General features: G+C 61.6%; 19 protein-coding genes. 14 read left to right on the forward strand and 5 right to left on the reverse strand.

The features are described 5' to 3' along the window. Positions 1-53 precede the first annotated feature (53 nt). From RA26_RS08275 to rarD, 5 genes are all read left to right on the forward strand, one after another. Entirely contained in the window at positions 54-458 is a 405-nt protein-coding gene (locus RA26_RS08275) for a hypothetical protein (RefSeq protein WP_039182529.1), read from the forward strand. A 40-nt stretch (positions 459-498) separates the two neighbouring features. Further along, on the forward strand, positions 499-987 hold the full coding sequence (locus RA26_RS22615; protein ID WP_152612576.1) for a hypothetical protein: 489 nt from the start codon (positions 499-501) through the stop codon (positions 985-987). Positions 988-1,150: 163 nt separating this feature from the next. Further along, a complete protein-coding gene (locus tag RA26_RS08280) occupies positions 1,151-1,750 on the forward strand; it encodes a superoxide dismutase (protein WP_039182532.1) in 600 nt (199 codons plus the stop codon). Between the two features lie 4 nt (positions 1,751-1,754). Beyond that, entirely contained in the window at positions 1,755-2,633 is an 879-nt protein-coding gene (locus RA26_RS08285; RefSeq protein ID WP_039182534.1) for a metallophosphoesterase, read from the forward strand. Positions 2,634-2,757: 124 nt separating this feature from the next. After that, positions 2,758-3,669, forward strand: coding sequence for an EamA family transporter RarD (gene rarD / locus RA26_RS08290; protein WP_039182537.1), 912 nt, complete (start codon positions 2,758-2,760; stop codon positions 3,667-3,669). On the opposite strand, the gene RA26_RS08295 is transcribed toward rarD, so the two are convergent. Next, entirely contained in the window at positions 3,606-4,157 is a 552-nt protein-coding gene (locus RA26_RS08295) for an LOG family protein (RefSeq protein WP_039182540.1), read from the reverse strand. The two genes, rarD and RA26_RS08295, sit on opposite strands and share 64 nt — an antisense overlap. 124 nt (positions 4,158-4,281) lie before the next feature. Between RA26_RS08295 and RA26_RS08300 the strand changes: the two genes are divergently transcribed. The 3 genes from RA26_RS08300 to RA26_RS08310 all read left to right on the forward strand — a co-directional run bounded on the left by RA26_RS08300 (position 4,282) and on the right by RA26_RS08310 (position 8,291). Beyond that, complete coding sequence (locus RA26_RS08300) at positions 4,282-5,904, forward strand: LysM peptidoglycan-binding domain-containing protein (RefSeq protein WP_039182543.1); 1,623 nt, start codon at positions 4,282-4,284, stop codon at positions 5,902-5,904. 96 nt (positions 5,905-6,000) lie between these two features. Continuing rightward, positions 6,001-7,830, forward strand: coding sequence for an ABCB family ABC transporter ATP-binding protein/permease (locus tag RA26_RS08305; RefSeq protein WP_039182546.1), 1,830 nt, complete (start codon positions 6,001-6,003; stop codon positions 7,828-7,830). 134 nt (positions 7,831-7,964) lie between these two features. After that, positions 7,965-8,291: a hypothetical protein gene (locus RA26_RS08310; RefSeq protein ID WP_039182549.1), complete on the forward strand. Its 327-nt coding sequence runs from the start codon at positions 7,965-7,967 to the stop codon at positions 8,289-8,291. A gap of 76 nt (positions 8,292-8,367) precedes the next feature. Here RA26_RS08310 and RA26_RS08315 read toward each other — a convergent pair whose 3' ends face one another. Further along, positions 8,368-12,204 (reverse strand): efflux RND transporter permease subunit, encoded by a 3,837-nt coding sequence (locus RA26_RS08315; RefSeq protein WP_039182552.1) that lies wholly within the window; start codon positions 12,202-12,204, stop codon positions 8,368-8,370. Continuing rightward, positions 12,201-13,313, reverse strand: coding sequence for an efflux RND transporter periplasmic adaptor subunit (locus RA26_RS08320; protein WP_039182555.1), 1,113 nt, complete (start codon positions 13,311-13,313; stop codon positions 12,201-12,203). The genes RA26_RS08315 and RA26_RS08320 overlap by 4 nt, the downstream gene beginning before the upstream one ends. A gap of 289 nt (positions 13,314-13,602) precedes the next feature. Here RA26_RS08320 and RA26_RS08325 point away from each other — a divergent pair, with 289 nt between their 5' ends. The 5 genes from RA26_RS08325 (at position 13,603) to RA26_RS08345 (ending at position 18,982) form a co-directional block, all read left to right on the forward strand. Beyond that, positions 13,603-14,274 (forward strand): hypothetical protein, encoded by a 672-nt coding sequence (locus RA26_RS08325; protein WP_039182558.1) that lies wholly within the window; start codon positions 13,603-13,605, stop codon positions 14,272-14,274. 53 nt (positions 14,275-14,327) lie between these two features. After that, positions 14,328-15,650, forward strand: a complete 1,323-nt coding sequence (locus tag RA26_RS08330; protein WP_039182561.1) for a PQQ-like beta-propeller repeat protein — start codon at positions 14,328-14,330, stop codon at positions 15,648-15,650. 71 nt (positions 15,651-15,721) lie between these two features. Further along, entirely contained in the window at positions 15,722-17,185 is a 1,464-nt protein-coding gene (gene der, locus RA26_RS08335; RefSeq protein WP_039182564.1) for a ribosome biogenesis GTPase Der, read from the forward strand. A 317-nt stretch (positions 17,186-17,502) separates the two neighbouring features. After that, a complete protein-coding gene (locus RA26_RS08340) occupies positions 17,503-18,456 on the forward strand; it encodes a fatty acid desaturase (RefSeq protein WP_039182566.1) in 954 nt (317 codons plus the stop codon). 58 nt (positions 18,457-18,514) lie between these two features. Further along, positions 18,515-18,982, forward strand: coding sequence for a helix-hairpin-helix domain-containing protein (locus RA26_RS08345; RefSeq protein WP_039182569.1), 468 nt, complete (start codon positions 18,515-18,517; stop codon positions 18,980-18,982). Between the two features lie 71 nt (positions 18,983-19,053). Here the strand turns inward: RA26_RS08345 and serS are convergent, their stop codons facing one another. Further along, positions 19,054-20,346: a serine--tRNA ligase gene (serS, locus tag RA26_RS08350; protein ID WP_039182572.1), complete on the reverse strand. Its 1,293-nt coding sequence runs from the start codon at positions 20,344-20,346 to the stop codon at positions 19,054-19,056. Between the two features lie 145 nt (positions 20,347-20,491). After that, positions 20,492-20,908, reverse strand: coding sequence for an SET domain-containing protein (locus RA26_RS08355; RefSeq protein ID WP_039182575.1), 417 nt, complete (start codon positions 20,906-20,908; stop codon positions 20,492-20,494). Between the two features lie 312 nt (positions 20,909-21,220). Between RA26_RS08355 and yajC the strand changes: the two genes are divergently transcribed. Further along, entirely contained in the window at positions 21,221-21,505 is a 285-nt protein-coding gene (gene yajC / locus RA26_RS08360; RefSeq protein WP_039182578.1) for a preprotein translocase subunit YajC, read from the forward strand. Positions 21,506-21,530 lie beyond the last annotated feature (25 nt).

The following is a 21,530-nucleotide window of genomic DNA, read 5'->3' on the forward strand; positions in this document are numbered from 1 at the left end:
GTTCCCCCGCAGTGGTTGCAATCAGCTCCGGGATGAATTCGGAGACGTAACTGATGAAACGTATTGCACTTTCCGCGATTGCGGCTGCCGTCAGCCTTGCGGGGCAGACGGCCTTTGCCGAAACGGTCTATGACTGCGAGATTAAGGTGTTCACGAACAATGGCTGGATCGCACCAAGGGTCATTGTCATGTGGAACGAAGAAGACAAGTCCGCACGCGTCTATGACCGTTATGTTCATAAGCTGGTGGGAGAGCCGCTTCAGGTTAAGGTCGAGCAGCGAAACGAGGTGTCATACAATCTGGATTGGCGGGTGGACGACATTCCAGTGAGCAACGCCCGGATGTCAATGGATGGACTGTATGCTGCGGTTCTCAATGTTCAGAAGAACACTTTGTCAGTTCGAAACGTGAGAACAGGCGCCCGCGGGCGGGGCAAATGCAAGGTGAAGCAAGGGTGATCCAAGCCTTTTGAAGACCGGAAGTTTGAGTAGGAAAAAAATGAATAAGATACTTTGCGCCGTTGCCGGTGCCGTAGCCGTTCTGTGGGCAGGTGTTCCTGGGACTGTGGGTGCGTCAGGCGTGGATGCCGTGTTTCGCTGTGAGGTTGAGCGGTTCGGCGGAGGAAAACCTGTTTCTGAAGGCGGCGGCGGATGGCTTTCCCCTCAGACATTTTTTGAATTTTCCGACAACTGGCAGAAGGTTCAGGTGATTGATACACGCGTAACTACGTCCCGCGAAGGGACGGTCTATGCCAAAGTGAAACAGGCGAGGGATGGGAGCTTTAAGTTCAAATGGAGGGTTAGTCGGCCAACATCTTTGGATATCTGGACGCCAGTGGGCTATCGGGCCGAACTTGACCCTCAATCCAAAACTGGGGTCTTGCGGGCAAAAGTTTCGCTTGGATACCATTCAAGGATCCGAGGAGAACTGACCTGCGAACAGATCAAAAGAAGCGACATACCTGAACCGGATCAGTTGCAATTCTGAGTTTCAGTGCAGCGGTTAATCTGGCTTGAACCTGCAAAGGCTGTGCCTGTGCAGAAAATGCGCATAGACCTTGCGCTGTTTGCGTGCCTAAGCACTTGACCTGATAGCGCCCGCACCGCATGTATCTGCGCAGGAACGCAAACATTTTTCACAGGGGGCCCAAATGGCTTTTGAACTTCCCGATCTTCCTTACGCACACGATGCCCTGGCCGCCAAAGGCATGTCGGCGGAAACCCTGGAATACCACCACGACTTGCACCACAAGGCCTATGTCGACAACGGCAACAAGCTGATTGCCGGCACCGAGTGGGATGGCAAGTCGATGGAAGAGATCATTGTCGGCACCTATGATGCAAACGCGGTTGCTCAGAACGGCATCTTCAACAACATCTCCCAGCTTTGGAACCACAACCAGTTCTGGGAAATGATGGGCCCGGGCGAAAGCAAGATGCCGGGTGAGCTGGAAAAAGCTCTGGTTGAATCCTTCGGCTCTGTCGACGAGTTCAAGTCGCAGTTTTCCGCTGCGGGCGCAGGCCAGTTCGGCTCCGGCTGGGCTTGGCTGGTTAAAAACGCCGATGGTTCGCTGGCAGTGACCAAGACCGAAAACGGCGTTAACCCGCTGTGCTTCAACCAGACCGCGCTGCTGGGCTGCGACGTGTGGGAGCATTCCTACTACATCGACTTCCGCAACAAGCGCCCGGCCTACCTGTCGAACTTCCTCGACAACCTGGTGAACTGGGAAAACGTCGCCTCGCGCATGTGATCGAATGACGCGGAGGAGCTTTCTCCGGGGCCTGCTGGCGGTGACGCTGGCAGGCCTTTTTGCTGCTCTCTACGGGTTTTTCATCGAGCCTGCGCTGCGACTGCGTGTCAGGAGGTGGAAGGTCCGGAGGGAGGACTGGACTGCACCGCCGCTGCGCATTGCAGTGATAGCGGATGTTCATGCTGGCGAGCCCTGGGTGGGTGAGCGCCGTGTCCGGCAGGTTGTCCGGCGGGTGAATGCGGTCAATGCAGATCTGGTGCTGCTGCTGGGGGACTATGCGGCGGGGCACAGGTTCGTTGCCAAACCGGTGAAGATCGCGGAAGTGGCGCCATTACTTGCGGAATGCCGGGCCAGGCACGGGGTTTTTGCTGTTCTGGGCAACCATGACTGGTGGGATGATCTTGCTGCGCAGAAACGGGGTGGAGGCCCGAACCTCTATGCCAAGGCACTTGAAACTGCGGGTATCAGCGTGCTGTCCAATCAGGCACTGCGGCTCGACGAGGCGGGCATTTGGCTCGCGGGGCTGGAAGATCAGCTCGCAATCCGCCGCAACGGCCGCTGGAACGGTCTTGATGACCTGCCGGGCACGCTGGCGCAGGTCACGGACGGTGCGCCAGTGGTGCTGATGGCACATGAGCCGGACATTTTTCCAAAGGTGCCCGCGCGCGTGGCCCTGACGCTGTCCGGACATACCCATGGCGGCCAGGTCCGGCTGTTCGGCTGGTCGCCGGTGGTGCCGTCAAAATTCGGCAACCGCTACGCCTACGGCCACGTTCGGGAACAGGGTCGCGATCTGGTTGTCTCCGGGGGGATCGGATGTTCAATTCTGCCGGTGCGTTTTGGATCCGCGCCGGAAGTTACGGTTATTGAAGTATCCTCTTGAAGGGCTTGTAGTTGCGGGGGAAGGCAGGATACGGATTGCCTGCGCCCGGCTTTAAAGCGGGCGTTTCGCGTTTTGGGAAAAGCCCCGTGCGGTATACGCACCCGGCTGAAGCAGGTGAAGGGCAATGACCGAGGCAGGCAAAGGTATTCTGGCTATGATTGCCTCCTGCACCGTTTGGGGGCTTTCGGGCATTTATTACAAGGCGCTGTCGCATGTGCCGCCGGAGCAGGTTTTGTCGCACCGGGCGCTGTGGTCATTTGTGTTTTTTGCCATCGTGCTGCTGTGCCAGGGCCGCATCGCCGAGCTGGGGGCGGCGCTGTCCACCCGCCGCAGCGCGCTGCTGCTGGCCTTTGCCTCGGCGATGATTTCGCTCAACTGGTTTATCTTCATTTCGGCTGTGCAGCTTGGCTATGCAACTGAGGCAAGCCTTGGCTATTACGTTTTTCCGCTGCTGAGCGTGCTGCTGGGACGGCTTGCCTTCGGCGAGCGGCTGACACCAGCACAGGGTGTGGCGGTTTTTCTGGCGGGCCTTGCGGTTGCTGTGCTGTCGTTCGGGCTAGGGGCCGCGCCCTGGATTCCGCTGGCGCTGAGCTTCAGCTTCGCCCTTTACGGTGTTGTTAAGAAACAATTGCCGCTGGGACCGGTGGTATCTGTGACCGCCGAGGTTGCGCTGCTGTTGCCGGTTGCGCTGACGATCATCTGGATGACTGGCGGCGCCGGTTTTCTGGGAGGGTTCCTGGATGCGCTGATGCTGATGTTTTCTGGGATTTTGACCGGACTGCCGCTGATCCTGTTCGCCTATGCCGCCCGCCGGGTGAGGCTGGGCACCGTCGGGGTGCTGCAATACCTGAACCCGACACTGCAGTTTCTGGTGGCGGTGTTGGTCTTTACGGAGCCTTTCACCGGCTGGCACGGCATAGCCTTTGCGCTGATCTGGAGCGCGGTTGCGGTGTTTTCTTTCTCGGCGCTGCGTCAGGAACGCGCGTCGCGCAGGGCGGCGATGGCGGCCACCGGGGTGTCGGCCCAGATCAGGTAGTCCGTGGTTTCCTGACCGGCAAATCCCTGACTGACCACTTGGTCCAGCAGATCTCGCAGCTTGTCCCAGTAGCCTTCGGTATTCAGGATCACAATCGGTTTCGAGTGCAGCCCAAGCTGGCGCCATGTGAGGGCTTCAAACAGCTCATCCAGTGAGCCCGCACCGCCCGGCAGCACAACAACCGCATCGGCGTTCCACAGCATCACTTTCTTGCGCTCGTGCATGGTCTCGGTCACCACATAGGTGGTGAGGTCGGACTTGCCGACTTCGCGCCGTTCCAGATGGCCGGGGATCACGCCGAAGGTCTCTCCGCCGGCTTTCTGCGCGGCACGGGCAACCTCGCCCATCAGGCCGACATCGCCTGCACCATAGACCAGCCGCATGCCGTTTTCCGCCAGCGTGGTGCCGAATGCGCGGGCCGCTTCGGCGTAGGCAGGCAACTGCCCGGCGCGGGATCCGCAGTAGACGCAGACGGATTTGATGCTCATCGGCCAGCCTTTCCGTGGAATATCAAGGTGAAAACCAATTGGTGTTTTGACCCGTGATAGCGGGGTTGCTAGATTCCCTCAACTAAGCGGAAGGTCACATTCCGCAATTGCCGAAGGGAAAGACATGGCGGATGCATCTGGAAGCGGGGGTCTGGGGGCCCTCACACTTGGCGGTATTGCCGGGGCGGTCGTGGTTGTGGGCGGCGTCGTGCTGTACCAGCTGGGCATGTTTGGCACGGTCGCGCCTGATGGCGAGGCGGCCCGCGAACCGGAAGCCAGCCAGGCGGCCAACAGTGACGAGGTGTTTTCCGGAGCGGGCGGGCAATCCGGTCAGCCGCTGCAGAACCGGGCTGTGCAGGAAGCCGCGAGCAATCAGGTGGAAGCGGTTGAAGCGGAGGACTCCAGCCAGTTGCCGCAGGACGCCGCTATCGAGAATACCGAAAGTCATGAACCGCAGAATCAAGATCAAGGCGAAGCTGTAACCGGCCTGACAGAAACAGAAAATTCCGATGCAGGCAGTGCGCCGATAGAGGCAGGCGCGGCCGGCGCCGCGGCGGAAGCTTCAGATCAGGATAGCGGACTTGCGTCCCTGGCGGAGCCTTCGGATACAACCGCGAGCAGCGCGCAGGAACCGGACGCCGGAACCAGCAAAGACGATGTGTTCGTCCTGCAGGCCCCGGAATTGGATCTGGTGCGGGTGGACAGTGAAGGTGCTGCGGTGATCGCCGGGCGGGCACAGGAAGGTGTGCAGGTTTCGGTGCTGCTGGACGGTGAAGTGCTGGATCAGCTGGAGGTGCCTGCAGGCGGTGAGTTCGTGTCGCTTGCGACCATTGCGCCCAGCGGAGCTGCACGGGTGGTGTCTTTGCGCGCCGAACATGAGGGGGAGAAAGCGGCCTCGGGCGCGAGTTTCATTCTGGCGCCGGTCGGCCCGGTTGACGCCGTTCCGTCAGAGGAGCAGGGCGAACAGGGTACAGAGCAAATTGCTGCTTTGGAGCAGGATGCGCCAGCCGAGGAGCCTGACGCCGAGGGGGAAACGGGCAGCAGCGGGGCTGCCACTGAGGCACAAGCTGCTGAAGAGGCTGAATCTCTCGCAGAGAACGGGCAGGATACGGCTGGAACCGAAGCAGCCGATGCTGCGCAGGACGGCCACGAGACTGCAGCTGAGGCAGAACCAGCTCAGCCTGAGGGCCAAGCCGTTGCAGTTCTGCGCGCGGATCAGGACGGGGTTGAAGTGGTGCAGCCTGCTGTCCCCGCCGATCCTGAGCTCAGTAAGGAAGTTGCGCTTGACGCAATCACCTACAATGGCACTGGCGAGGTTGAGCTGTCGGGCAGGGCGCGTCCAAAAGCGCGCGTGCGTGTCTATGTGGACAATCAGCCGGTCGCCGAATTGGATGCTGCAGAAACCGGTCAGTGGAACGGGCGGCTGGAGGATGTGGCTCCCGGCGTCTACACCTTGCGGCTGGATGAGATCGAAGCAGCAACCGGCAAGGTCGTGAGCCGCCTCGAAACCCCGTTCAAGCGCGAAGCGCCGGAGGCGCTGCCGCAGCCCGAGCGTGAAGCGGATCCAGAGCAGCCCGTACCGCTGGTCAGGGCGGTGACGGTTCAGAAGGGCGATACGCTTTGGGCTATCTCGCAACAGAAGTACGGCAGCGGTTTCCTCTATGTGAGGCTGTTCGAGGCCAACAAGGGGGCAATCCGCAACCCGGATCTGATCTATCCGGGGCAAGTCTTCACCATCCCCGATTGACACTGGAAAACGCGCCCTTGCGGCGCGTTTTTTCTGTGCCCCCCTCGCAAAACCGTGAACAGGTGAATATCTGGAGGTGTCTAGCCAGGAACAGCCATGACCCAGACAGATCAGGCCGCCGCGCCAAACCAAGCGGACATAGCCGAGGACGAACGCCGCTCTGGCCTGCGCACTTTGCGAAAGGTGGGGCCGTATCTATGGCCCGAGGGAAACCGGACCGTAAAGGTCCGCGTGGTGCTGGCCCTGGCGGTGCTGGTGCTGGCAAAGCTGATCGCGGTCTATACGCCGATGCTTTACAAAGGCGCGGTCGACAGCCTGGCGGGCGAGGGCGTGCCGCCGCTGGCGCTTGGCGCCATCGGCCTGACGGTGGCCTACGGCATGGCGCGGATCCTGACCACCGGGTTCCAGCAGCTGCGCGATGCGGTCTTTGCACCGGTGGGGCAGCGTGCCCTGCGGCGGCTGGCGCTGGAGACCTTTACCCATATCCATCGTCTGTCGATGCGCTACCATATCACCCGCAAGACCGGCGGCCTCAGCCGGATCATCGAGCGCGGGGTGAAGGGCGTCGAGTTCCTGCTGCGTTTCATGCTGTTTTCCATCGGGCCACTGATCCTGGAACTGACATTAGTAGCGGTGATCCTGACGGTGCTGTTCGACGCTTGGTACCTGGTGGTCGTAGCTGTCACCATCGGACTTTATGTGTGGTTCACCTTTGCGGTCACCGAATGGCGTGTGAAGCTTCGCAGGGAAATGAACAAGCAGGATACCGATGCCAACCAGAAGGCCATCGACAGCCTGCTGAACTTTGAAACGGTGAAATATTTTGTCGCCGAGGAGCGCGAGGCGGAACGCTATGACGGCGCCATGCGGGGCTATGCGCAGGCGGCGCTCAAGACTGCTTATTCATTGGCGGCGCTGAATTTTGGCCAGAGCGTGATCATCACTGGGGGTCTGGTTGGAGTGATGGTGATGGCCGCCATCGGTGTGGAGCAGGGCAACCTGACCGTCGGTGATTTTGTCATGGTCAACGCCTACATGATCCAGATCACCGTGCCGCTGAACTTCCTCGGCACCGTCTACCGCGAAATCCGTCAGAGTCTGGTAGACATGGGAGAGATGTTCGACCTTCTGGAGCAGCCTGCGGATGTTAGTGACAGGCCCGGTGCCGGGGAGCTGCAAGTGAACGGCGGACGGATCACGCTTGAGAATGTGCGGTTCTCCTACGATGCCGGACGGGAGATCCTGAAGGGCATATCGCTGGAGGCAGAGCCGGGCCAGACCGTGGCAATTGTCGGCTCCACCGGGTCGGGAAAGTCGACCATCGGGCGGCTGCTGTTCCGCTTCTATGACGTCACAGGCGGGGCACTGAAGATCGACGGCCAGGATGTGCGGGATGTGACCCAGCACAGCTTGCATCAGGCCATCGGAGTGGTGCCGCAGGACACGGTGCTGTTTAATGACACCATCCGTTACAACATCGCTTATGGCCGCGACGGGGCCACGCAGGAGGATGTGGAACAGGCGGCGCGGGACGCGCAGATCCACGACTTCATCATGGCGCTGCCAGAAGGTTATGAGACACAGGTGGGTGAGCGCGGGCTGAAGCTGTCGGGCGGCGAGAAGCAGCGGGTGGGGATCGCCCGGACGCTTTTGAAGAACCCGCCGGTGCTGCTGCTGGACGAGGCGACCTCGGCGCTCGATACCGATACCGAGCAGGAAATCAAGGAAGCGCTGGCACGGGCTGGACAGGGGCGCACGGTGATCACCATCGCCCACCGCCTGTCCACCATTGCCGAGGCAGACAGGATTGTAGTGCTGGAACAGGGCGAGATTGCCGAGACCGGGAGCCATGAGGAACTGCTGGCCCGGGAGGGCCGCTATGCCCGGCTGTGGCAGCGTCAGCAAGCGGACCAGGATGCAGCCTGACGGGGCTGCCAGGCGCCGGAGCGGGGAAACCATCTTTTGCTTTCCCATTGACCGAGATTCTTGGGTGTTTAGTGTGCTCGCACTGCGGGCTGAGGTGGCGATTGAGACTGCCGGCCCAAAAAAAGGACATGTGTATGAAGACCCTTCTGACTGCCGCCTCCGCGGCTGCCCTGCTTGCCTTTCAAGCGCCTGCCTATGCCGAAGATCTTGAGTTCCTGCTGGTGAATGACAGCAGTGCCGATCTGGTTGAGTTCAACGTTTCACCCGCGTCTTCGAACAGCTGGGAAGGCAACCTGATGGAAGGCGGCTACCTTGCGCCGAGCTATGAGATTGATGTTCTGATTGCCGACGGCGCAACCACCTGCGTCTATGACATTCGCGGCAGTTTCGCTGATGGCTCCGAAGCAGAGGACTATGGTCTCGATCTGTGCGATCTGGGTGAATACACTTTCACCGACTGATCTTTGCTGTGCGCCGGAAATGGCGGCATGCAGAAAGGAAAAGCCCCGCCGGAGCGGGGCTTTTTTGTTTTTCTGGTTACTCCGCTGCGCGCAAGCGGCCGCTGGGGGCTGGCGGTTGCGGTTCGTCTTCCTCGGATCCCGACTCCTTTTCGCCGGTCTCAGGTATGGCGTCTTCCACCCACTGGATTTCGGTGGTCGGCAGCTGACGCGCCTTCTTGAACAGCTTGGAGTCCTGCGCGATGCGGCTGGAGCGGCCGCGGGTGATCCGCGACAGCATCCGGCCGAGGGCCCGCATGTAGGTGGAGAACCATACCCGGATCGACAAGAGCGAGGGCGTGACCACCAGGGTCAGCACAGTAGCGATGCCCAGGCCGAAGACCACGGCGGTCGCCAGCTGCTTCCACCACAGCGCGGTGGGGCTGTCGATGGAGTAGCCGCCGTTGATGAAGTCCAGGCTGACGCCGAACATCATCGGGGTGAGGCCCGCCATCGTGGTGATGGTGGTCAGCAGAACCGGACGGATACGCGCTTCGGCGGTGCGGATGATCGCCTCGATCCGCGGCATCTGCTGGCTGAACTCCTGATAGGTGTCGATCAGCACGATGTTGTTGTTCACCACAATGCCTGCCAGTGCAACGATGCCGGTGCCGGTCATGATGATCGAGAATGGCTGCTGCATCACCATCATGCCGATCAGCACGCCGGTGGTGGACAGCACCACCGCCAGCAGCACCAGCACCGAGTTGTAGAAGCTGTTGAACTGGGCCAGCAGGATCACGAACATAAGCGCCAGCGCGCCGGCAAAGGCCTTGGACAGGAAGGCACCGGATTCCTCCTGCTCCTCCTGGTCGCCGGTCCATTCCCAGCCGATACTGCGCGGCAGCGGGTCGGTCTCCAGCCATTCGGTCAGGACGGCGATCCGCTCGTTTGCGTTCATCGGGCTTATCTTGGCGCCGTCGTCCAGCGCTGCCAGCACGGCATCAAAGCTGCCGGCGCCAGTCAGTTGCACCAGTTGCATTACCTTACCATTTGGCGCGGTCAGGGATTGGCCGGTAGCGGTGGAGCCTTCCGCAAGCTCCTTGAGGACCGCCAGGCGGGTCATTTCACCGCTGCCGGCATCCTCAATCACAACCTTGTTCAGGCCCGGTTCCACATCCGCCTTGACGTCATAGAAACGCTCCTGGCCGATGCGGTTGATCTGCGCCAGTTTCGGCACCGGCTGGCGCGTCACAAAGTTGGACAGCGGCACCAGCCCGTCCGAGGTGCGGACCTTGAGGTTGTCGAGCGTTGACAGCACCCGGTCCTGTTCCGGCAGGCGGACGCGGATCTCGATCTCCTCGTCGGAGCTGTCGACCCTCATGGTGTCCAAGAGGATGCCGCGGGTGACCAGCTGCACCATCGCGCCCACGGTCGCCACGTCGGCGCCATAGCGGCCGGCCTTCTCGACGTCCACGTTGATCTGCCAGTCGATGCCGGGCAGGGGCAGGCTGTCTTCGATCAGGATCAGGCCCGGGGTGTTTTCAAACTTTTCCCGCGCGGCCAGGGTAGCTTCGGTCAGGTCCTCCCAGCCGTCGCCGCGCAGGCGCAGATGCACCGGCTTGCCGGAGGCGGGACCTTGCGCCAGGGCGCGGACCTCAATTTCGAAACCGGGCAGTTCGCCAAGCATCGCGTTCAGCTCGTCGATCACTGTGTTGCCGTCGTATTCTTCGGCGATCACCTTTTTCTCAAAGCCCAGGTATTTGCTCAGAAGCCCGCCGAACCAGCCGTCGAGCGGCTCGCTCTCGGTGGGGCGCTCTTCCCACGGGATGATTTCGAACTGGACCTGGCCGATGGTGTCCGGCGGCAGCTGCGCGCCGGAGCTGTCGGTGTTGAGGCCGCCGTCGCCTGCAAAGGAAAACACGTTGATCACCGCGTGGTGCTGAAGGATGACCTCCTCAGCCGCGCGCACCATCTCGTCCTTTTCATGCAGGGAGATGTTGCCGCGGGCGCGGACATAGGCGGTGGCCTGTTCCGGCTCCGAGTCGACGAAGAATTCAACGCCGTAGTTGTTCTCGCTGAAGGTCGAGAAGACGGTCATGATGGCAAAGCCCACGGCGGCGATGGTCACCACCGGCATTACCGGGTTGCCCGCGATGAACTTGATCACATGGCCGAACGGGGTGTGGTGGTAGCCGGGGGCAACCTCCTGCTCCTCGCGCTCCACCTTGACGGAACTGAGCGTGATGGAGGCCGCAAAGGATGCCAGCGTAAACACCAGCCCGCCGAACAGGACGCCCGCCATCGGGGCAGTGCCCTCTCCCAGCAGGTAGGAGGGGTTCAGCATCTGCATCGCGCCCGCAAACATGCCCCACATCGCCACCGGCACCAGCACGGAACGAAGCCACCAGGGCGCAATCATCCGCAGTGCGCGCGAGGCGCCCTCGAAAGTTCGGCTGATGCGGCCGGTGACACCACCCATGACGGGCAAGTAGATCAGCGCCACTACCAGCGAGGCGGACAGAACGAAGATCAGGGTCACGGGCAGCATGCCCATGAACTCACCCGGCACACCGGGCCAGAACAGCATCGGCAGGAAGGCGCAGAGCGTGGTCGCGGTGGAGGACACGATTGGCCAGAACATCCTCTGCGCCGCCTCGACATAGGCGTGCATCGGGCCGGTGCCTTCCTTGATCCGCTTGTCGGCGTATTCCACCACCACGATGGCGCCGTCGACCAGCATCCCCACGGCGAGGATCAGGCCGAACATCACAATGTTGGAGATCGAGATCCCCATCAGGGCGAGCAAAGCGAAACATAGCAGGAATGACGTAGGAATGGCAAAACCCACCAGCAGCGCGGCCCGGCTGCCAAGCGCCGACAGCACAACGATCATCACAAGTGCAATGGCGGTCAGAACCGAACCTTCCAGCTGGCTGACCATCGAGCCCACAACGCGGCTCTGGTCGTTGGAGGTGCCGACTTTGACTGCGGCCTGCAGTTCCGGCGGCCATTTGGACTTGGAGACCTCAATGGTTTCTTTCACCAGGTTCACGGTGTCGATCAGGTTGTAGCCTTTGCGCTTGACCACCTGGAGGGCAACCGTGTCTTCGCCGTTGAAGCGGGCAGTGCCTTCGCGGTCTTCAAAGGTAAAGTTAATCTGTGCCAGCTCGCCCAGCTTGACCACCCGGTCGCCGTTGGTCTTGACCGGCAGCTGGTAGATGTCCTTCACATCATCAAAGGAGGAGGGGATCTTGACCGAAAACGCGCCCTGGCTGGTCTCCACCTCACCAGCCGCAATCAGCTGGTTGTTGTTCTGCACAACGTTGATCAGCTCAAGTGCGGTGACGTTGTAGGCTTCCAGCCGCAAGGGATCGATCAGCACCTCGACCATCTCGTCGCGGTTGCCGGCGATGCCGGCCTCCAGCACTGCATCCAGCGCCTCAAGGTCGTCCTGCAAGTCTTTGGCAATGCGCGCCATCGTGCGTTCCGGCACTGCGCCGGTCAGGTTCACGATGACGATCGGAAATTCGGAGAAGTTGATCTCGGTGATCGAGTATTTCTCAGCTCCTTCCGGGAACTCGGCCTCGGCCTTGTCCATGGCGTCGCGCACGTCGGCCATGATGGCGGTCTTGTCCCAGCCGAACTCGAACTCCAGCGCCACCCCGGCATATCCTTCGGCGGCGGTGGAGGTCATCTTGTCGAGCCCGTCGAGGTCGGCAAGCTCGGTCTCCATGACCTTGACCATCAGGGATTCTGCATCCTCGGCGGAGATGCCGGGGAAGGGCACGGAGATGAACAGGGCCGGGATTTCAATGTCCGGCTCGCCTTCCTTGGGCAGCATCGAATAGGCGAAGCCGCCGACAAGCAGCGAGATTGCGATGAACGCCAGGACCATCCGGGCGCGGCCGGCAGCCCAATCGACGATGCCAATCACTGTTCAGTCTCCCGGTAGGTGGCCGCCACGGCGACGCCTTCGGTTACAAAATCCTGTCCCACCACGATCACGTCTGCGTTCTCAGGAAGTCCGCCCAGCCAGACGCCGTCCACATCATCGCGCAGAAGCTGCACAGGGTAGAATACCACGGTGCTGTCGGATCCGACAACGCGCACGCCCAACTGGCCCTCGTTGTTCAGCGTCAGCGCCGATTGCGGCACTTTGTGCGCCAGCGAGCCGGCCGACGAAATCGCGATGTCTGCGGTCTGGCCGTCACGGATATTCAGATCCGGGTTAGGGACGGTGATCTCAACTTCAAAGGTGCGGGTGGTCGGATCAGCAGAGCGGCTGAGGAAGGTGACCTCCCCCTGGACCTGCTGGCCGGTGGACAGCTCAGCGCCTGCAATGGCGCCCAGTTCCACCTTGTTGACCTCAGCCTCCGGCACATAGCCGACCAGCTTGATGGTATCGAGCTGAATGACCGTGCCGCAGAGGCTGCCGGGCTGCAGCAGGCTGCCAAGTTCCGCGGTGTCGCTTTCCAGAAGACCGTCGAAAGGTGCGGCGATGGTCAGGTTCGCAATCTCCCGCTCCGCCGCAGCCACTGCGGCCTGTGCGGAACGTTCCGCTGCTTCGGCCGACGCCAGCCGGGTTTCAGACGCGTATCCGCCCTCCGACAGCTTGGCTGCCGCGGTCAGATTGATCTTGGCTTCCTTCAGTTGCGCTTGTGCCTGAAGCAGCGATGCCGGGCGGGTGCCGGGGTCAAGTTCGCACAGCAGGTCGCCCCTTTGGACGTGCGCGCCCTTGCGCAGCGGCTCGGAAATGACGGTAGAGGTGGTTTCGGCCCGTACTTCCACCTGGCGGATGGCCTGGGTCTGGCCGCGCAGGATCACCGCATTACCGATGGTGCGCGCCTTGCTTTGAATGGCAACAACGCCGACGCGCGATTCTTCTGCCTCTGCCAGTTGCTCGCCTTCTGCTGCCGTTTCGGCCCCGGTCGCCTCCGTTGCGTCTTCCCCGCGGGCAAAGGCCATCAGATCGTCGCGCTCGAAAACCACCAGGTAAAGGCTGGCGGATACCGCCACCGCGGTCAGTATCGGTACAATGCGCATGTCGGGCCTTTCCTGATTTCTGTCTTCTTCCACGTGCGAACGGCCGTTGTCCGTCGGGCGGGCAGACCAGTTCACAGCGGAGTCGCGCGTATGTGATAGGCCTGATATAGGAGATGTCCATTCTAAACTAAGTGGTTTAGTTCACATTTCTTGCTTTTCTGGGGTAAATGGCAAAGTTTCTGGTGCAAACGGGCCACTTGGCTTGTCCTCTGAGCCGGGGTAAGAGGGGCGCGACGCATTCAATACCGGTGCGGGCGGCAGCCCGGGCCGCGCATATCAGGGGCTTTTCATGAGCGATACCGACAGCTTTATCGACGAAGTGACCGAAGAGGTCCGCCGTGACCGGCTTTTCCTGATGCTGAAACGCTATGGCTGGATCGGCGGCGCTGTGGTGGTGATGATTGTTGGCGGTGCCGCATTCCGGGAATACAACAAGGCCAAGGATCAGACCGCAGCTGAAAAGCTTGGCGACGGCATCACCGCCGCACTCAAGATCGACGGCAGCGCGCAACAGGCTGAGGCTTTGAAATCTGTCCCGGCGGAGAGCGCTGGCGGCGCTGCCGTTCTGAACATGCTTGAAGCGGGAGCGCTGGCGGAGGCTGGCAAGACCGTTGAGGCGGTGGCAAAGCTGGAGGCGGTTGCCGTTGATGGCGGGCTGCCGCTGATCTACCGCCATGTCGCTAGCTTCAAGGCGCTGGCTCTGCAGGCCGGCAGCCTGAGCGTTGCGGACCGCCGTGTTCAGTATGAGGCGCTGGCCCAGCCTGGGGCACCTTTGGCGCTGCTCGCCTCTGAACAATTGGCGCTGCTGGATGTGGAAGAAGGCAATACAAGCGCTGCCATCAGCCGGTTGCGCGATATCGTTGCGGATGCAACGGTCACTGCGGACTTGAAAGACCGCGCGTCTCAGGTGATTGTGGCGCTTGGCGGCTCGGTCAACGGGGATGCCGCGCCTGAGGGGTAGGGCGCTCCGCGGATGGGAACTTGCGGAAAAAGTAGGGCACACAGGGCAGGGCAATGACAATAATCAAAACTTTCTCCCGGGCACGGGTTCTTCTTTGCACAACCGCAGCTGCGGCCATTCTGGCAGCCTGCGCAGAGAAAGAGGTCATCCTGCGCGGCGAGCGCGAGGACATCCGACCAGAGGCTGCGGAGCAAACCGTCAACCAGTCCCGCGCCATTTCCCTTCCGCAGCAAGCCGCAAATGCAAGCTGGGAACAGGGTCACGGCGCCGAGGCCGGACGTACCGCGCATCCGGCGTTGGCTGCTGCGCCTCAGCGCATCTGGTCCGCGTCTATCGGCTCAGGCGACAGCCGCCGCCAGCGCATCACCGCAACCCCTGTTGTGGGCGGCGGTCGTATTTACACGCTAGACAGTGCCGCACGGGTTTCGGCGGTTTCACCCCAGGGCCAGATCCTGTGGCAAAGCGAACTTATTCCTGCAGAGGATGATGAAGGCCAGGCGACCGGCGGCGGAGTGGCCTATGCGGATGATGTGCTGTACGTCTCGTCCGGTTTTGGCGTGCTCACAGCGCTCAATGCGTCAGATGGTACCTTAATCTGGCGGCAAGAACTGGACGCGACCGGCTCCGGTCAGCCGCGGGTCAGCGGCGGGCTGGTCTACCTGGTGGCAGGCGACGACACCGGCTGGGCCGTGAACGCCAAGGATGGCCGCATCGCCTGGCAGATCGACGCCTCACCCTCGCCGGCCAACGTTCTGGGCGCTCCGGCTCCGGTGGTGACAAATGACCTTGCGGTCTTTGCCTTCGGCTCCGGCGATTTGATCGCTACCTTCCGCCGCGGCGGCCTGCGCCGGTGGAGCGCGTCTGTAGCAGGTCAGCGCACTGGCCAGACCCTTTCCCGGATCAGTGATGTTACCGGTGCGCCGGTGGTGTCGGGCAACCGGCTGTATGCCGGCAATAACTCAGGCCGCACGGTGGCAATTGATCTCGAGACCGGCGACCGTCTGTGGACCGCGCGCGAAGGTGCCGCCGGGACGGCATGGCCTGCGGGCGGCAGCCTGTTCCAGGTCAGCGACCTCAATCAGCTGCTGCGGCTGGACGCCGGCAGCGGCGAGGTGATCTGGGCCGTGGACCTTCCGGGCTACTTGAAGGACAAGCCACGGAAGCGCGGCCAGATCCATGTGCACCATGGCCCCGTTGTGGCGGGCGGTCAGGTGGTTCTTGCCTCCAACGACGGGTTGCTGCGTTTCTTCAACCCCGTCGACGGCAGCCTGTCCCGCACTGCGGAAGTGCCTGGCGGCGCCACCACGGCACCGGTTGTCGCCGGGCGCACGCTCTATGTGGTTTCCACCAAGGGCGATTTGCTGGCATACCGCTGACAGTGTTTCCGGGTGGCACAAGCCGCGCGGATGCGCTATGAGCCGCGTCTGAATCGCAGAAAGCTGGTCTGATGTCCTTTACCCTCGCCATCGTGGGCCGTCCCAATGTGGGCAAGTCCACCCTGTTCAACCGCCTAGTGGGCAAGAAGCTGGCCCTGGTCGACGACCAGCCGGGCGTGACGCGTGACCTGCGCGAAGGCGCGGCACGGCTGGGTGATCTGCGCTTTACGGTGATTGACACTGCGGGTCTTGAAGATGCCACCGACAACTCGCTGGAAGGCCGCATGCGCCGCCTGACAGAGCGGGCGGTCGATATGGCCGACATCTGCCTGTTCATGATCGACGCCCGCACCGGCGTCACTCCGACGGATGAGATCTTTGCCGACATCCTGCGCCGCAAGTCCGCGCATGTGATCCTTGCCGCCAACAAGGCCGAGGGCAACGCTGCCGAGGCCGGCGTGCTGGAAGCCTACGGCCTTGGCCTGGGCGAGCCGCTGCGGCTGTCTGGCGAGCACGGCGAAGGGATGCCGGACCTTTATGGGATCTTGCAGCCGCTGGCCGAGAAATTTGAGGCAGCGGCCGAAGAACATGCGCCGGTCACCGACGTCGAGGTCTATGAAGAGATCGGCGAGGACGAGGAAGAAATCATCCCTGTCCCGACCGATGCCAAGCCCTTGCAGGTGGCCGTCGTGGGCCGCCCGAACGCCGGTAAATCCACCCTGATCAACAAGATCCTGGGCGAGGACCGTCTGCTGACCGGACCCGAGGCCGGGATCACCCGCGATGCGATCTCGCTCAGGATCAATTGGAAAGACACGCCGATGCGCGTGTTCGACACCGCCGGCATGCGCAAGAAGGCCAAGGTGCAGGAGAAGCTGGAGAAGCTCTCTGTCTCCGACGGCCTGCGCGCGGTGAAATTTGCAGAGGTCGTGGTGGTGCTGCTGGACGCCAGCATCCCGTTTGAGCAGCAGGACCTGCGGATTGCCGATCTGGCCGAACGCGAAGGGCGTGCGGTTGTGGTGGCGGTCAACAAATGGGATGCCGAGGAGCACAAGCAGGAAAAGCTGCGCGATCTCAAGGAAGCCTTCGGCCGCCTGCTGCCGCAGTTGCGCGGCGCGCCGCTGGTGACGGTGTCGGCCAAGACCGGCAAGGGACTGGACCGGCTGCATGAGGCGATCATGCGCGCCTATGGCACCTGGAACCGCCGGGTTCCGACTGCGGCGCTGAACCGATGGCTGGTTGGCATGCTGGAACAGCACCCGCCGCCCGCGCCCCAGGGCAAGCGGATCAAACTGCGCTACATGACCCAGGCCAAGAGCCGCCCGCCGGGATTCGTGGTGATGTGCTCGCACCCCGACAAGCTGCCTGAAAGCTATACGCGATATCTGGTCAACGGGCTGCGCGAGGATTTCGACATGCCTGGCACGCCGATCCGCCTCTATATGCGCGGGCAGGGCGACAAGAACCCCTATAAAGGCAAGCGGGCAAAGAACGCAGGCGCGCTGGAAAAGCACCTGAAGAAGCGCGGCAGCTGACCTCCGGCGGCGGATGCTCCCGCCCGGCCTCGCGGCATTTAGAGAATACCTTGGCCCGTTGGGCCCGGCGCCGCCCCCTAGGGCGGCGTTTTCGCGTTCTGCAACGGAGGTCTGTTGTACCTTCGGCAGGCATCCGCCGTACTGCCTTGGCCGGCACCCGGCTGTTCCATCCAGAGTGGCGCGGTGATATCCCTAGGGTTGAGGCGCTTTGCCTCAGCCGGCTTGCCTTTGGCAAAGCTGGAATTATCTGAGGTTTATCTTGGGCGGGCTGCGCCCATTTCGCATGCCTGTCACATCGCGCATTTATGGAAGAATTCATGGATCTGAGGGCACACACGCGCAAATACACCGAAAAGGATAACCGGCTGGCTTCGCTCAGTTACTTCGGGACGTTTGCGGTTTACTTCCTGTCGCTCTATCTGGCCATCGCCTATGCAGACCGCTGGTATGTGATGCTGCCCGCTGGGGTGGTCTTTGCCTTTGCCGCGGTGCGCCTTTACGTGCTGCAGCACGACACCGGCCACCACTCGCTGTTCGAGACCCGTCTGCAGAACGAAATCGCGGGCCATGTGCTGTCGCCTTTCACCTTTGCGCCCTTCGAGGTGATGAAGCAGAACCACAACCTGCATCATTCGAACATCGGCAATCTGGAGCACCGCGAGACTGGAGAGATCCACACCATGACGGTGCAGGAATGGAAGGCTGCCGGGTTCTGGGAGCGGCTGGGCTATCGTTTGTACCGCAATCCGTTTGTGTTGGTGCCGCTGGGATCTGCCTTCACCTATTTCATCCGTTACCGCTGGCCCAAGAACACGGTGCGGTTTGGAGCTGCCGGGGTAATCCTGCACAATGTGGTGATCATTGCCATGCTGGGGCTGCTTTACCGGGCGGCAGGCATGACCGGAATCTGGATCTGGCTGGTGTTTTCCTTCCTTGGAGGCATGATCGGCGTGTTCCTGGTTTACCTTCAGCACAATTTCGAGGACACCTATTGGGACCGCCGCCCGGATCTGAACCCGCAGGTGGCTGCACTGCAAGGGTCATCTTGCCTCGATTTCGGCTGGTTCTTCGACATGGCAGTGGCCAATATTACCCTGCACGATATCCACCACTACAACGCGCGTATTCCGTCCTACCGGCTGCGCCAGTGCCATTACAGCCTGCCGCCGGAGCTTGGGCTGCGGCGGATCAAGCTTCCCGAAGCGCTGCGCGCGCTGACGCTAAAGCTTTGGGATGAAGAGAAGAAATGTCTGGTGCCCTTTCCGGGGTGAATAAATTTTGCAATGATTGACTGACAAAGGGCTGAATTGGATGGGGGCAGACAGCAGTATGACGGCAATTTCGGAATTGAAAGGGGTCGGGCCGGCACTGGCCCGGGTTCTCCAAGAGAACGGTGTGCAATCGGTTGAGGCGCTGGCCGGGATGGAGGAGCAGCAGCTGCGAAGCATCCCGGGGATCGGTGCCAGCCGGGCTGGCCTGCTGCAGGATGCCGCCCGGGCGCACAACGGATCCGCAGAGGCGGATGGGGAAGATCTGAGTGCGCGGCTGGCCGCTGCGGAAACTGCGCTTCAAGCGGCTGAGGAGAAGGCCGCCAAAGCCCAGGCCAAGGCAAAGAAGGCCAAACGTCAAGCGGCGCAATTGATGGAGGAATTTGCCGAGGCCAAGGAAAAGGCCAAGAAGAAGGCCAAGAAAGTGAAGGCCAAGGCGAAAAAAGCCATCGAGAAGGAAAAGGCAAAAGCCAAGGCCATTCTGGAAGGCAACGGCGCTGAGAAGAAAAAGAAGAAGTCGAAGAAATAGCTTCAAGCCATTGCTTCAAAAGAAAACCGGCGCCAAGGGCGCCGGTTTCTGTTTCTGCTGTGGGCCTTGGATCAGACCAGTTCACTCTCGGCGGTCAGAGTCAGCTTGCCGCCCAGGTAAGGGGCAAGCACCTCGGGCAGCTTAACCGAGCCATCCGCCTGCTGGCCGTTTTCCAGCACCGCAATCAGACAGCGTCCGACGGCCAGGCCGGAGCCGTTCAGCGTGTGGACGAACTGCGGCTTGCCGCCGTCAGCTGGCTTGAAACGCGCGTTCATCCGGCGGGCCTGGAAATCGCCGCAGACCGAGACCGAGGAGATCTCGCGGTAGGTCTTCTGGCCAGGCACCCAGACCTCGATGTCATGGGTCTTGCGGGCGCCAAAACCCATGTCGCCGGTGCACAGAACGATGGTGCGGTAGGGCAGGCCCAGACGCTCCAGGATGTCCTCGGCGCAGCGGGTCATGCGCTCATGCTCCTCGACGCTCTTGTCCGGATGGGTGACCGAGACCATCTCGACCTTCTCGAATTGGTGCTGGCGCAGCATGCCGGCAGTGTCCTTGCCGGCGCTGCCGGCCTCAGACCGGAAGCACTGTGTGTGCGCCACATAGCGGCGCGGCAGGTAGCCTTCCTCGACCGTCAGGCCGTTGACGATGTTGGTCAGCGTCACCTCAGCGGTCGGAACCAGCCACCAGCCGTTGGTGGTCTTGTAGCTGTCCTCGCCGAACTTGGGCAGCTGGCCGGTGCCATACATCATCTCTTCGCGCACCAGAACCGGGGTCCAGGTTTCCGTCAGACCGTTCTCGTCCACATGGGTGTTGATCATGAACTGCGCCAGCGCCCGGTGGATGCGGGCCACCGCGCCGGACAGCACCACGAAACGGCTGCCGGACAGCTTAGCCGCAACCTCAAAATCCATACCCGGCTTCACGCCTTCGATTTCGAAATGCTCCTTGGCCTCGAACTCCAGCGCCTTCGGCTCGCCCCAGCGGCGGATTTCGACGTTGTCGTCTTCATCCGCTCCGTCCGGCACATCGTCGAATGCCAGGTTCGGGATAGTCATCAGCATGTCGTTAAGCTGCTGATCCAGTGCTTTGGCCTCGGTGTTCATCGCGGCCACTTCGGCCTTCTTTTCGGCCACCAGCGCGCGCAGGCGCTCAAACTCGGCCTCATCGCCCCGGCCCTTGGCGGCGCCAACTTCCTTGGAAGCCTTGTTCTGCTCTGCCTGTGCGGTCTCTGCGGCCAGGATCTTGGCGCGGCGTGCCTCATCCAGTGCCAGGATCTCGGATGACACGCCCGCATCCCCGCGCCGCGCCACAGCGGCGTCGAATGCGGCAGGGTTTTCGCGGATAGCGCGGATGTCATGCATGAGAGTCTCTCCTAGCGTTGAATGGTGTTTGAATCAGTAGGCCCATCCTATGACGCAAGGGTGAACAAAGGGGAAGGGGGCGGGCACCTAAGCGCTGACAGCGTGAAAAGAAAAAGGCCGGGTGTTGCGCCCGGCCTTTTTTGGATCATTCTGCGGCCATTGCCATCATGTGCACCTGATGCCGTGGCGGCTGCATGTGGATCTCGCCGGTCAGGAAGTCGGCATAGTCAAAGGTGAGTTCCGTGCCGGCCGGGATAGTGGCTAGCGCCCGGCCCCAGACCCCGTCGGAAAAGTCGAGGTTCGGGTACATGGAGTGGTTCAGAAACCGTCCTTCGTCGCATTGCAGGATCAGGTAGCCCGGGCGGCAGGGATCCGGGAAACTGTAGCGCTCGAGAAACTCCTTCACGTGGGGTTCGACATTGTCCAGCTTGCTCTCCGGAAAGGTGGTGTCGAGCATTCTGTCATATCGCCAGACAATGTCGCCCTTGGTGATGTTGTCGTGGCAAAAGACGCCCAGCCCTTCGATGGCGGACGGGGCGAGATAGCAGCGCACCATCATCATGCGCCTGTTCCTTCTTTCAGGAATGGCCGGGCCGCCATCCGGACCGGAAAGAGGGGGCAAAGGCCCCGCGCCTGGCGGCTTGCGCAACGGAAAGCAAAGCGCCGAATCGCGCTGATTTGCAATCAAAATCTATACAGCGCGAGGGCGCGGTTGTTCTTTCTTCTGCCGGCTGCAGCAAGGCAGGGTGCCACGGTGTGCAATCCGCTCCACCATGGCCTCAGCGTTCCCTTGCAAACCCCCGGTCCAGCGCATAGGTTCCGCTGCAAATTTCCGGCGCTGAACCCAGCGCCGCTTTGACAGAAGGAATATCCCATGGACGCTGGCGCAATCGGCCAATTTCTCCCGCTTATCCTGATCTTCGCGATCATGTACTTCCTGCTGATCCGCCCGCAGCAGAAGAAGATGAAACAGCATCAGGCGATGGTGGACGGCCTGCGCCGCGGTGACCAGGTGGTGACCCAGGGCGGTGTGATCGGCAAGGTAGCCAAGGTCAAGGAAGACGGCGAGATCGAGGTCGAGATCGCGGATGGCGTCAAGGTGCGCGTGGTCAAGGCGACCATTGCCCAGGTTCTGAACAAGACCGAGCCGGCAGCGTAAGCGCCCTGAACAACCATCTGAAAAG

The organism is Leisingera sp. ANG-M7 (assembly GCF_000813965.1).
Classification (GTDB): Bacteria; Pseudomonadota; Alphaproteobacteria; order Rhodobacterales; family Rhodobacteraceae; genus Leisingera.